Source organism: Neotamlana laminarinivorans, assembly GCF_020523925.1.
GTDB classification, from domain to species: Bacteria; Bacteroidota; Bacteroidia; order Flavobacteriales; family Flavobacteriaceae; genus Neotamlana; species Neotamlana laminarinivorans.
The window spans coordinates 572119-585650 of sequence record NZ_JAJAPW010000002.1 but is presented as its reverse complement, the minus strand read 5'-3'; the positions used below and the strand labels follow the sequence as shown (position 1 = coordinate 585650).

Below are 13532 nucleotides of genomic sequence, written 5' to 3'. Positions count from 1 at the left end.
AAAACACTACTAAATTTTAACATTTTACATTACTAATTTCAAATTAGCACTAAAAATTATTAGGCAAACCACAAAATTGTTTGTTATATTTTTAACAGTTTGTGAAAATAATTTACCATTTGTGAAAAAATGAATAAAATACCGATAACCTTTTACGTTTCACCAAACCTTTAGTATTTTTATAGAGAAATTTAAATAGAAAAACTAATATATGTCCGTAGAACCAAAATTAACACGATTCAACCAGAACGTATTGTCTAAATACCAAATATACAACAGTATATTCATGACATTACCTTTTGATGCTGTTACCAAAACCGGTGTTTTACTGCCTCTATTTCATGAAACCTGTGAAAAAGGCTTTAAGCAAGGTGATGATCCCACAACTATAGTAGATACGTTTTTTAAAAAATATCAAGCGCGTCGTAGTGAGGAAAGCCAAATTAATCTGTTATTTAGGTTTATCCAATACATAGAACGTCAAGTTGTACTTTTTGATGCTATTGAAGACGCAGCCTTCCCCATAATAAATAATATGGAAGGTATTGGTACCATAAGAAACCTTAAAGAAAATGCAACCTCAGAAAACAAATTAGAAGAACTTAAAGAATATCTAGATGAATTTAAAGTGCGTATTGTTTTAACAGCGCACCCTACACAATTTTATCCAGGCTCTGTACTAGGTATTATTACAAGCTTAACAGAAGCTATAAAAGAAAACGATTTAAATAAAATAAATACATTATTTGGCCAATTAGGTAAAACACCATTTTTTAAACGATCTAAGCCTTCGCCATACGAAGAAGCCAAAAGCTTAATTTGGTATCTAGAAAATGTATTTTACAAATCGTTTGGAGATATTTACAACTACATACAACAAAATATTTACGACGATAGTAAAAGGCATAACGAAATTATAAATATTGGTTTTTGGCCAGGTGGTGACCGTGATGGAAACCCATTTGTAAAACCAGATACTACACTAAAAGTTGCTGCTAAACTAAAACAATCTATATTAAAAAAATACTATACAGATCTTAAAGATTTAAGGCGCAAATTAACGTTTAGAGGTGTAGAAGAACGCGTAATTAAATTAGAAACTATAATGTACAATTATAGTATAAATCAAATTACAAGCGAAACCCTAACTGCAAAAGAATTTATACGAGAATTATTAAGCATTAGAGATATTGTTGTAAACGAACACCAATCGTTATACGTTAACGAAATAAACGATTTAATTAACCGTGTACATTTATTTGGATACCATTTTGCAACGCTTGATATTCGTCAAGATAGCCGTATTCACCACTCGGTATTCACCACAGTAATCGATCATTTAATAGAAAAAGGAAACTCATCTTTCCCAGATAACTATCACGATTTAACCGAAGCAGAACAAATTGAAATCCTTTCAAAAGCAAACGACGATGTACACGACCTAGATGCTTTTGAAGATGAAATGGTACGCAATACATTAAAAACCATTTCAATCATTAAAAACATACAACAAACCAATGGCGAACGCGGTGCAAACCGTTACATAATTAGTAACAACCAAACTGCACTAAACGTTATGCAATTATTTGCAATGCTAAAAATGGTTGGCTTTAAAGATGAATTAACAGTAGATGTAGCTCCTCTTTTTGAAACTATTCCAGACCTTGAAAATGCACCAAGTGTTATGGAACAATTATACACTAACGAAGCCTATATGGCGCATTTAAGAGCGCGCGGTAGCAAACAAACCATAATGCTAGGTTTCTCAGACGGAACTAAAGATGGTGGTTACCTAATGGCAAACTGGGGTATATACAAAGCCAAACAACTATTAACAGAAATGTCCAGAAAATACGATATTACTGCAATTTTCTTTGATGGACGTGGCGGACCACCAGCACGTGGCGGCGGTAAAACACATAACTTCTACTCGTCTTTAGGCCCAACAATTGAAGACAAAGAAGTACAAATTACCATACAAGGGCAAACCATTAGCTCTAACTTTGGTACTCTAGATTCTTCACGATACAACCTAGAACAATTAATAAGTTCTGGTATTAAAAACAGAATTGGAGGTGGCAACAATTTATCTGAAGAAGACACTTTAGTTATGGACGATTTAGCTGAAACCAGTTATCAAACATATAAAAACTTTAAAAGCCACCCCATGTTTATTCCTTATTTAGAACGCATGAGTACTTTAAAGTATTATGCAAAAACAAATATTGGAAGTAGACCATCAAAACGTGGAAAATCTGACAAACTAATATTTTCAGATTTAAGAGCCATTCCTTTTGTAGGTTCATGGAGCCAGTTAAAGCAAAACGTTCCTGGTTTTTATGGTGTTGGTACAGCATTAAAGAAATATGAAGATAATGGAGAATTCCATAAAGTAGAACAGCTTTATAAAAACTCTAAATTCTTTAAAACATTGTTAGAAAACAGTATGATGTCTTTAACTAAATCATTCTTCGACTTAACCAAATACATGTCTAAAGACGAAGAATTTGGAGCTTTCTGGAATATAATTCACGAAGAATATTTAATTACTAAACGCCTATTGTTAAAACTAACAGGTTATAGCGAATTAATGGAGAACGAACCAGCTGGAAAAGCTTCAATTCAGGTAAGAGAATCTATTGTATTGCCACTATTAACCATTCAGCAATATGCGCTTAAAAAGATTCAAAATTTTGACAGACAAGGTGTTCCTGCCGATGATGAAGAACGTAAAGTATTCGAAAAAATAGTAACACGATCATTATTTGGAAACATAAATGCCAGCAGAAACTCTGCTTAAAATTTATAACAAATTAAAAAAGGGTGTAAGTTTAAAATTTACACCCTTTTTGTTTTTATTTAGTTAATCAAAAAAAATAAATAACACTTTTAATTAATGCTCATTCAATCTAAAATCTGAATAAGCATCCATACCGTGCTCATGGGCATCTAAACCTTCAACTTCTTCTCTTTCAGAAACTCTGATACCCATAGTTTTCTTTAATGCAAAAATTATTATAAAAGCACTCACAACACAAAATACAGCATAGGCCCCAACACCTACCAACTGAATTAAAAATTGATCTACACCTGCTTTAGCACCAAAAACACCTACGGCTAATGTTCCCCAGATTCCACAAGCTAAATGCACTGCAATAGCACCAACCGGATCATCTAATTTAATCTTATCAATTAAACTCACTGCAAAAACAATTAGAGCCCCTGCAATAGCACCAATTAATATAGCATCTGTAGGACTCATTTGGTCTGCTCCAGCTGTAATACCTACTAAACCTCCTAAAATACCATTTAAAAACATGGTTAAATCTAAGTTTTTAAACATAACTGTTGACACCAACATTGAAACAACCCCACCAGCAGCGGCAGCTAAACAGGTTGTTACTAACACTAAAGATGTTAGTTCTGGGTTTGCAGAAAGCACAGAACCCCCATTAAAACCAAACCAACCTAACCATAAAATTAAAACACCTCCAGTTGCTAAAGGAATATTATGACCAGGTATAGCTTCAGGCTTACCAAACTTATTAAATTTACCAATTCTGGCACCTAAAAGCCAAACAGCAATAACTGCTGCCCAACCACCAACAGAATGCACTAAGGTAGAACCTGCAAAATCGTAAAAACCTTCGGTTTCTCCAATTGTATAAGTAGATAAGAAACCGCCGCCCCATTGCCATGATCCAACAATTGGGTAAACTAAACCTACATATATTAAAGTAAATATCATAAATGGTACTATTTTCATACGTTCGGCAACTGCCCCAGAAACAATAGTTGCTGCTGTGGCTGCAAACATACCTTGAAATAAGAAATCTGTCCAATAAGTAAAGCCTTCGTTATATGTTAAATCTAAAGCACCTTCTGTTGTTAATGGGGCATCTAACCCAAAACCTGCAAAACCAATAAAGCCATTAAATTCTCCTGGATACATTAAATTAAAACCAACAAGGCAATACAATAGCAAACCTACAGTAATAATAAATATGTTTTTAAAAAGTATATTGATAGTGTTTTTTTGTCGGGTTAAACCAATTTCAAGTAACGCAAAACCCATATGCATGAAAAACACTAAAGCTGTACAGATCATCATCCATACGTTATTTGTTGTAAATATTTCCATTTTTAGTTAATTAGTTTTAGTTGTTTATTTTAATGTATCACCGCCTTTTTCTCCGGTTCTAATTCTATAACATTCATCTATTTGCGAAACAAAAATCTTTCCATCTCCTACTTCTCCTGTTGCTCCAGAATTTAAAATAGCTTGAATTGCTACTTCGGCAAAATCATCATTTACAACAATGGATAAATAACGTCTTTGTATGTCGCTAGTACTATAAGACACTCCACGATAAACATGGCCTTCTTTTTCGTTACCTAAACCTGTTACATCCCAGTAAGAAAAGAAATTTACACCAACATCATGCAAGGCTTCTTTAACCTCCCGATATTTAGATTTTCGAATAATTGCTTCAATTTTTTTCATAATAGTTTATTAAATATTTTATTTAGCCAATCAATTTATTTAATAAATATGATGTTTGAAAAAATCATAGAGCACAGATGCGGATTTCTGAAAAAATCATACAAAATAAAAAAGATGTCTTAAAATAAGACATCTTTTTGTATAAAATATTTAAAAGAAGTATTTCTACTATTCTTCGAATTCACGAACTCTTTTTCCTGGATAAGCTATAGAACCATGCTCGGAAATATCAAGACCTTTAATTTCTTCTTCTTCAGTAACACGTAAACCTAAAGTAGCTTTTAAGATACCTAGTACAATTGCAGATAAAAGAATTGCCCATACAGCATAAGCTAAAACTCCGATGGCTTGAGCGCCTAATTGAGCAGCACCACCACCATTGAATAAACCAATACCAGTATCGCCATCTACACCCCAAAGACCAATTACTAAAGTACCCCATGCACCACATACACCATGTACAGAAACCGCACCAATAGCATCGTCTATTTTAAGTTTTTTCTCGATAAATTCTATTGAGAATACAACAATAATACCTCCAATTAAACCAGCTAGTAAAGCACCTGTAGCAGTCATGTTACCACAACCAGCAGTAATACTAACTAAACCAGCTAAAGCACCATTTAAAGATTGTGCTAAGTTTGGTTTACCGTACCAAATCCATGTAGTAATTAAAGCACCTAAACCACCAGCAGCAGCAGCTAAATTTGTAATTAAAACAACAGTTGAAGCTCCTGTAGCATCATCGCCACCCCAAGCTAATTGAGAACCACCGTTAAAACCAAACCATCCTAACCAAAGAATAAAAACACCTAAAGTTGCTAATATTTGGTTGTGACCAGGAATAGGTAAAACTTTACCATCTACATATTTTCCAATACGAGGACCTACCATAAATGCTGCTACTAATGCAGCCCATCCACCAACAGAGTGTACAATAGAAGAACCTGCGAAGTCAATAAAACCTAAGTTAGTTAACCAACCGTCTCCTTGCCATTGCCATCCACCAGAGATTGGATAAATAACAGCCGTCATTAATAAAGAGAAAATAATATACGTAGTATATTTAGTTCTACCAGCTATAGCACCAGATACAATAGTTGCAGCTGTTGCAGCGAACATAGTTTGGAAGAATAAATCGGCACCTTCACCTTGCATGAACCCTCCCCAGAAGAACCAACCGTTTGAAGTTTCTCCGTACATTAAAGAGTAACCTACAAGCCAGAAAGTTATTGAACCTACACAAATATCTAGAAAGTTTTTCATAGCGATATTAACGGCGTTTTTAGAACGCGTCATACCAGATTCAACAAGTGTAAAACCAGCTTGCATAAAGAAAACAAGAATACCGGATAGTAACATCCAAAGCATACCCATATCGCCTTCTACAGCAGCGGTATCTTGAAAAAGTAAAAGAATGTTTAACATTGACATAATTTATTTATTTAATGGTTAGTAAAAATTTGTTAGTCTTTTAAACACCATAACCCGTCTGTAAAAACGGGCATGGATTTTAAATATGTTTGAGTTAGAAAGAATAAATTGCAGCTAAGACAAACGAACCTAAGCTCTTAGATCCAGCTAAGTCATTATCAATAAAAGCCTCCTCACTAGCAGAATCTAATCTAAGTTCTGGCTTGATTGTTAAATTATCAACTGAATAACTACCAGTTAATGTAAGTGCTATAACAGATGCATCACCATCAGCATCACTTGCTCCGATAGCTCCAAAATAATCAGTTTCTGCGAAGTACTCACCTCTTAAACCTAATGAAAAAGAATCAGACATAGCATATTGTGGATATAAAGCAGCTCCCATAAAAGTACCACCATCATCTTCAACAGATAAATAAGCAGCGTTAATACCTAAATAGAAATCATCAGATAAATCAAACCCACCTGTAAAATCTATTTCTGTAAAAGAAGGGTCTAACAAGAAGTTTAAATACTGACCTGAATATCCTAATTGTGCACCAAAAGCATAATCTCCGGTTGGGTTAAATTCAGTTAAATCTGTATCGTTAAACACACCTAACATTAAACTAAAATCTTCAGATAAAGCAAAATCTGCTTTTAAACCAGTATGACTAAAAGGTCCGTAAGAAAATAAATAAGAAGTACTGTAGTTAAAGTTAGCTGATGGAGAAATAACTTCGTAACCTAAAAAGGTATTAAAATTACCCATAGTTAAAGTTACAGATTCACTAACATTCCAATACGCATACAATTGATTTACAATATTACCAGTTGCAGAATACATTGGAGAAGCAAAAATAGCATCTGTACCTCTTGGGCCAAATACAAGATCTGCAACGAAACCTGCTTTCTCACCTTCGTAGCCAAATACAACATTAGCCATACCTAAAGCAAAACCCGGTAAATTAGCAAATGAAGAACCCGGTGCTATTGCGTTTTCATCATTTGGAGCAGTTATATTCGCTCTGTAATAAGCATCAACACTACCAGAAATTGTAAATGATGGGGTTTCCTCTTCCTGTGCAAATCCTAAAGCCGCTACAAAAAGCAACGAAAGTGTTAAAATTTTTTTCATAATTGTTTTCATTTTTAGTTTTAAATTTTTAGTTAATTTTTTCTTAAGAGTGAAGTAAATCTATGTTAAAAAGTTATAACCCCCATAAAAAATAGGGCTATTTCACCCACTTTTGTCAATATTCTAATTTTACCCCTATTTTTTTAGAGGTATTTTGGAAATTTTTTGATTTTTTGATTTTTTAACAAACGCCTAAATTGAGTTTTTGCTAATTTTTCGCAAAAAAATCTATCATAATAACTATTTAATTATTGGTTTTTTATCATAATAACACTTATACCTATTTATTTTTAATAAAATCGTGATTGAATATTTAGCAAAAAACACCTTATATATTAACATATAATTATTTTTAACTTCACTTCGCATTAAAAATCGAAATAATGAAACCCCTATTATTGTAATTTAAGTTCTTGTAACTATCTTAGCTATTCAACTCTATTTTTTAATCCAAAATTTGCTGACTATGCTGGAGAAACAAGGACTATATTCGCCCGAATTTGAACACGAAAATTGCGGCGCTGGTTTTATATGTAATTTAAAGGGAGAAAAAACAAATCAAATTATACATGATGCGTTAGAAATCCTAGTAAAACTGCAACACAGAGGAGGCGTAAGCTCCGATGGAAAAACCGGCGATGGTGCTGGTCTTTTAATTGATATTCCGCATGAATATTTTACACGTGTATGCGACTTTAGTTTACCTGATTTTAGAGAGTACGCCGTGGGTATGATATTCTTACCTCAAAACGACAATCAACATACCTTTTGTAAAAACATTTTAGAAGAAGAAATTAAACAACAAGGCCTTTCTATTTTAGGTTGGCGAAAAGTACCTGTAGACTCTTCTCAACTTGGTGAAATAGCAAGAGCTTCAGAGCCCATTATAGAACAACTTTTTATTGGGAAAAACGATGATATTGATGAGGCTACATTTAAAGCCAAACTATATGCTGCAAGAAAAATAGCAGAACACACCATTAGAAAGTCTAAAATATCGGAAAGTGCTTATTTCCACATTCCTAGTTTATCAACTACAACTTTAATTTACAAAGGTATAATTATGCCAAAAGATATTGGCCCTTATTATACAGACTTACAACAAATAGACCTTGTTACCAGATTAGCTTTAGTACACCAACGTTTCTCTACCAACACAATGCCTACATGGGAATTGGCTCAACCATTCCGTTTTATGTGTCAAAATGGTGAAATTAACACCTTACGTGGAAACGTAAGTAGAATGCGTGTACGTGAAGAAATAATGAAAAGTGATGTTTTTGGACCACAAATACACAAGCTTTTCCCTATAATTTTACCAGGAAAGTCAGATTCTGCTTCTATGGATATGGTTGTTGAATTATTAACCCATACCGGCCGTTCTTTACCAGAAATTATGATGATGATGATTCCTGAAGCATGGGAAAAACACAAAACCATGTCTGAAGACCGCAAAGCATTTTACGAGTACAATGGTTGTATCATGGAGCCTTGGGATGGTCCGGCTTCTGTACCGTTTACAGATGGCGATTATATTGGTGCTTTATTAGATAGAAATGGCTTACGTCCATCTAGATATACCGTTACAAAAAGCGGAAAACTAATCATGTCTTCGGAGGTTGGAGTTGTAGATGTTGAAGCATCAGATATTAAAGAACATGGTAGATTAGAACCAGGAAAAATGTTCTTGGTTGATATGAATGAAGGCCGCATAATTAGCGACGAAGAAATTAAAAGCAAAATAGTTTCAGAACGTCCGTACAAAGAATGGTTAGACAAAACACGTCTACATTTACGCGATGTACCGTACACTAACGAAACTTGCCCAATTGAAACTATTGATATAAAAACAAGACAACGTTTATTTAATTACACCTTCGAAGACATTCAAGAAGTAATTACACCTATGGCCGTTGTTGGCAAAGAAGCACTGGGTTCTATGGGTATAGATACACCTTTAGCGGTGCTTTCAGATAGACCTCAGCTTATATCAAACTACTTTAAACAATTATTCGCACAAGTAACCAACCCTCCTTTAGATGGTATTCGCGAAGAAATTGTAACCGATATTAGTTTAAACCTTGGTAAAGACCGTAATATTTTTAGCATTACAGAACGCCAATGTAGAAAACTACGCATACAAAATCCTGTAATTTCTAATGCCGACTTAGAAAAAATTAGAACTATTGACATTGAAAGCTTTAAAGCTGAAACCATCCACATGCTTTATCCAAAAGCACAAGGTTTAAACGGGCTTGAAGATGCTTTAGATGATATTATCGTTCAGGTTGAAAAAGCTTTAAATCGTGGTACAAATATCATCATTCTTTCAGATAGAGGTGTAAACCAAGATTACGCTCCAATTCCTGCACTTTTAGCGTGTAGCTATGTAAACCATCAAATGAACCGTTTACGCAAGCGTTCGTATTTCGATATTATTATCGAATCTGCCGAACCACGCGAACCACATCATTTTGCAACTTTATTTGGTTATGGCGCCAGTGCAATTAACCCTTACATGGTAAACGAAATTATTCGTATGCAGGTTAAAGAAGGGTTTATTAAAGGCATGGATGAAGATAAAGCCGTAGAAAACTTTAATAAGGCTATTGGTAAAGGGCTTCTTAAAATAATGAACAAAATAGGAATCTCTACACTACATTCATACAGAGGTTCTCAAATATTTGAAATTGTTGGTTTTAACTCTGCCTTTGTAGAAAAATATTTCCCTTATACCGCATCAAGAATTGAAGGTATTGGCTTATATGAAATTGAAAAAGAAATTAACGAACGCTATAAATTAGCGTATCCAGATAATAAAATAGACAAACGACTAAGTTTAAATATTGGTGGCGATTACAGATGGAGGCGAAATGGAGAGCGCCACTTATTTAACCCAACAACCGTATCTAAACTACAACAAGCCGTTAGGCTTAGCGACCAAGCTAGTTACGACGTTTACTCAAAAGCTATAAACGAACAAGCTGAAAATTTAATGACCATTCGTGGTTTATTTGAATTTGATAATTTAGATCCTATTCCGATTGAAGAAGTAGAGCCTTGGACCGATATTGTAAAGCGTTTTAAAACAGGTGCGATGTCGTATGGTTCTATTTCTCGTGAAGCTCATGAAAATTTAGCTATCGCCATGAACCGTATTGGAGGTAAATCTAATTCTGGAGAAGGTGGAGAAGACAGAAAACGTTTTCATCCAGATATGAATGGAGATAGTCGTAACTCAGCCATTAAACAAGTTGCTTCAGGTCGTTTTGGGGTAACATCACACTATTTAACCAATGCCAGAGAAATTCAAATAAAAATGGCACAAGGTGCTAAACCAGGTGAAGGTGGGCAACTTCCAGGTGAAAAAGTTTTACCATGGATTGCTTCTGCACGTAACTCTACACCTTTTGTTGGTTTAATTTCACCACCGCCACATCACGATATTTACTCTATTGAAGATTTAGCACAATTAATTTACGATCTTAAAAATGCTAACCGCGATGCTAGAATTAATGTTAAACTAGTTTCTGAAGTTGGTGTTGGTACCATTGCAGCTGGTGTATCAAAAGCAAAAGCAGATGTTGTACTTATTTCTGGTTATGATGGTGGTACAGGAGCATCCCCTTTAACATCATTAAAACATGCTGGTTTACCTTGGGAACTTGGTTTATCTGAAGCACAACAAACTTTGGTACTTAACGATTTACGTAGCCGAATTGTTGTAGAGTGCGACGGACAGTTAAAAACAGGGCGCGATGTTGCTATTGCTGCACTTTTAGGTGCTGAAGAATTTGGATTTGCAACCGCACCGTTAGTTGCTTCTGGTTGCATAATGATGCGTAAGTGCCACTTAAACACTTGTCCGGTTGGTATTGCAACTCAAGACAAAGAGTTACGTAAAAACTTTAAAGGAACACCAGAACACGTTATTAACTTCTTTTATTACATTGCTGAAGAATTACGTGGTATTATGGCGCAATTAGGGTTTAGAACCGTTGACGAAATGGTTGGTCAAACCCATAAAATTAATGCAAATAGAGCCATTAAACATTATAAAGCTAAAGGATTAGATTTATCAAGTATTTTATACAGACCTGCTGCTTACAAGCACATGACTATTAAAAATACTGAGAAACAAGATCACGAGTTAGAAAATGTTTTAGATTTTACAATTCTTAAAGATTCTCACAGAGCTTTATATCGAAAAGAAAAAATGACATTACAATACCCAATTCGCAACACAAACCGTACGGTTGGAGCTATTGTAAGTAACGAAATATCAAAAATATACGGTCATTTAGGTCTGCCAGAAGACACTTTAAACATTAACTTTAAAGGATCTGCGGGGCAAAGTTTTGGAGCCTTTGGAGCACACGGATTAACTTTTACTTTAGAAGGCGACACTAACGATTACCTTGGTAAAGGATTATCTGGCGCAAAACTTATTATTAAAAAACCAACAGAAGCCGATTTTATAGCTGCTGAAAATATTATAGTTGGAAACGTTTGCTTATTTGGTGCAGTACACGGGCAAGCCTACATAAATGGTATTGCTGGAGAACGTTTTGCTGTAAGAAATTCTGGTGCAACAGCTGTAGTTGAAGGTGTGGGAGACCACTGCTGTGAGTACATGACAGGTGGAAAAGTTATTGTTCTTGGAAAAACAGGACGAAACTTTGCTGCAGGTATGAGTGGTGGTATGGCATTTGTTTACGACCCAGACAATAAATTTGTAAATGGTTTATGCAATACAGAAACTATAGAATTTGAAGAGGTTTTAGGAGAAGATGCCAGAGAATTAAAATCACTTATAGAAAAACACGTACTTTATACAGATAGTAACCGCGGTAAAGAAATACTCGAAAATTGGAGTTCGACCCTAACCAATTTCGTGAAAATAATGCCTACCGAATACAAAAAGGCCTTAAAACGCTTAGAGACCGAAGAAGAAATGTTTGAAGAATTAGAAATAGCTTAATAACATGGGAAAAGTAACAGGATTTAAAGAATTTGAAAGACAAGATGAAGCTTACAAACCCGTTGAAGAACGCGTTAAGCACTATAAAGAATTTACAGTACCTTTAAACGAGGAAGAAATAACCAAACAAGGATCACGTTGTATGGATTGTGGTATTCCATTTTGCCATAGTGGTTGCCCACTAGGTAATTTAATACCAGATTTTAACCATATGGTACACCAAGGCGAATGGCAAAAAGCCTCTTGGATATTACACTCTACAAACAATTTCCCTGAATTTACAGGACGCTTATGCCCTGCCCCATGCGAAAAAGCTTGTGTGTTGGGTATTATTGAAGATCCGATTTCAATTGAAAACATTGAAAAAAACATTGTAGAACGTGCATTTCAAGAAGGCTGGATAAAACCTCAACCACCAAAAACAAGGACTGGAAAAACAGTTGCTGTTGTTGGTTCTGGACCTGCAGGTTTAGCTACCGCTCAACAATTAAACCGAGCAGGACACACAGTTACAGTTTTTGAACGTGATGATGAAGTTGGAGGTTTACTTCGCTATGGTATTCCTAACTTTAAAATGGAAAAAGGTATTATAGACCGCCGTGTTGCTATTCTTGAAGCAGAAGGTATTACGTTTAAAACAAATGTACACGTTGGTGTAAATTACGATACTGAAGAGTTAAAAGCTTTTGATGCTGTAGTATTATGTGGTGGAGCAACAAAACGTCGTAGTTTACCAACACCAGGTATTGATGCGGATGGTGTTGTACAAGCCATGGACTTTTTAACACAGCAAACCAAAGTTGTTTTTGGTAAAGAAGTTGAAAACCAAGTTTTAGCTACAGATAAAAATGTAATTGTAATAGGTGGTGGAGACACGGGATCGGATTGTATTGGAACCTCGAACCGTCAAGGTGCAAAATCTGTGGTGAATTTTGAAATTATGCCAAAACCACCAGGACACCGTTCGCCAACTACACCTTGGCCCTTTTGGCCTTTACAACTTAAAACATCGTCTTCACATCAAGAAGGTGTTGAGCGTAATTGGCTGATTAATACTAAGGAATTTGTTACTGACGAAAACGGTAAACTTACGGCTTTAAAAACAGTAAACGTTGAGTGGAAAATGGTACCTGGACAACGCCCACAATTAATAGAAATTGAAGGCACCGAAAAAACTTGGCCTTGCGACTTAGCTTTGTTAGCCTTAGGTTTTACAGGACCAGAAGCTACACTTGCCGAAAAATTAGGAATAAAAACCGATGCAAGATCTAATTATAAAGCAGATTATGGCAAGTACCAAACTAATGTACCGAACATTTTTACCGCAGGCGATATGCGTCGAGGACAATCGTTAATTGTTTGGGCTATTTCTGAAGGTAGGGAAGCTGCAAGACAAGTTGATATTTATCTTATGGGTAAATCTGATTTACCAACTAAAGATGCTAGTGGCGATTTAGTTGCACTTAGATAAAAAATATACTTATTTTTAAAATATA

The 13532-nt window shown here is 34.9% G+C and carries 7 protein-coding genes; 3 read left to right on the top strand and 4 right to left on the bottom strand.

The window, feature by feature from the left end; translation table 11 throughout:
- Positions 1-211 precede the first annotated feature (211 nt).
- Complete coding sequence (locus tag LG649_RS06365) at positions 212-2800, top strand: phosphoenolpyruvate carboxylase (RefSeq protein ID WP_226542379.1); 2589 nt, start codon at positions 212-214, stop codon at positions 2798-2800.
- Positions 2801-2893: 93 nt separating this feature from the next.
- Here the strand turns inward: LG649_RS06365 and LG649_RS06360 are convergent, their stop codons facing one another.
- From LG649_RS06360 to LG649_RS06345, 4 genes are all read right to left on the bottom strand, one after another.
- A complete protein-coding gene (locus LG649_RS06360) occupies positions 2894-4141 on the bottom strand; it encodes an ammonium transporter (RefSeq protein ID WP_226542377.1) in 1248 nt (415 codons plus the stop codon).
- 24 nt (positions 4142-4165) lie between these two features.
- A complete protein-coding gene (locus LG649_RS06355) occupies positions 4166-4504 on the bottom strand; it encodes a P-II family nitrogen regulator (RefSeq protein WP_226542375.1) in 339 nt (112 codons plus the stop codon).
- A 168-nt stretch (positions 4505-4672) separates the two neighbouring features.
- Entirely contained in the window at positions 4673-5938 is a 1266-nt protein-coding gene (locus LG649_RS06350; RefSeq protein ID WP_226542373.1) for an ammonium transporter, read from the bottom strand.
- 94 nt (positions 5939-6032) lie between these two features.
- Positions 6033-7055 carry a porin gene (locus LG649_RS06345; protein WP_226542371.1) on the bottom strand — a complete coding sequence of 341 codons (1023 nt, stop codon included), beginning with the start codon at positions 7053-7055 and terminating at the stop codon, positions 6033-6035.
- 466 nt (positions 7056-7521) lie between these two features.
- Here LG649_RS06345 and gltB point away from each other — a divergent pair, with 466 nt between their 5' ends.
- Positions 7522-12036 (top strand): glutamate synthase large subunit, encoded by a 4515-nt coding sequence (gene gltB, locus LG649_RS06340; protein ID WP_394371900.1) that lies wholly within the window; start codon positions 7522-7524, stop codon positions 12034-12036.
- A 4-nt stretch (positions 12037-12040) separates the two neighbouring features.
- Positions 12041-13507 carry a glutamate synthase subunit beta gene (locus LG649_RS06335; RefSeq protein WP_226542369.1) on the top strand — a complete coding sequence of 489 codons (1467 nt, stop codon included), beginning with the start codon at positions 12041-12043 and terminating at the stop codon, positions 13505-13507.
- Positions 13508-13532 lie beyond the last annotated feature (25 nt).

Bases quoted from the DNA above. Each gene is read 5' to 3' on its own strand.
- LG649_RS06365 (WP_226542379.1), top strand. From the start codon at position 212: ATGTCCGTAGAACCAAAATTAACACGATTCAACCAGAACGTATTGTCT.
- LG649_RS06360 (WP_226542377.1), bottom strand. From the start codon at position 4,141: ATGGAAATATTTACAACAAATAACGTATGGATGATGATCTGTACAGCT.
- LG649_RS06355 (WP_226542375.1), bottom strand. From the start codon at position 4,504: ATGAAAAAAATTGAAGCAATTATTCGAAAATCTAAATATCGGGAGGTT.
- LG649_RS06350 (WP_226542373.1), bottom strand. From the start codon at position 5,938: ATGTCAATGTTAAACATTCTTTTACTTTTTCAAGATACCGCTGCTGTA.
- LG649_RS06345 (WP_226542371.1), bottom strand. From the start codon at position 7,055: ATGAAAAAAATTTTAACACTTTCGTTGCTTTTTGTAGCGGCTTTAGGA.
- gltB (WP_394371900.1), top strand. From the start codon at position 7,522: ATGCTGGAGAAACAAGGACTATATTCGCCCGAATTTGAACACGAAAAT.
- LG649_RS06335 (WP_226542369.1), top strand. From the start codon at position 12,041: ATGGGAAAAGTAACAGGATTTAAAGAATTTGAAAGACAAGATGAAGCT.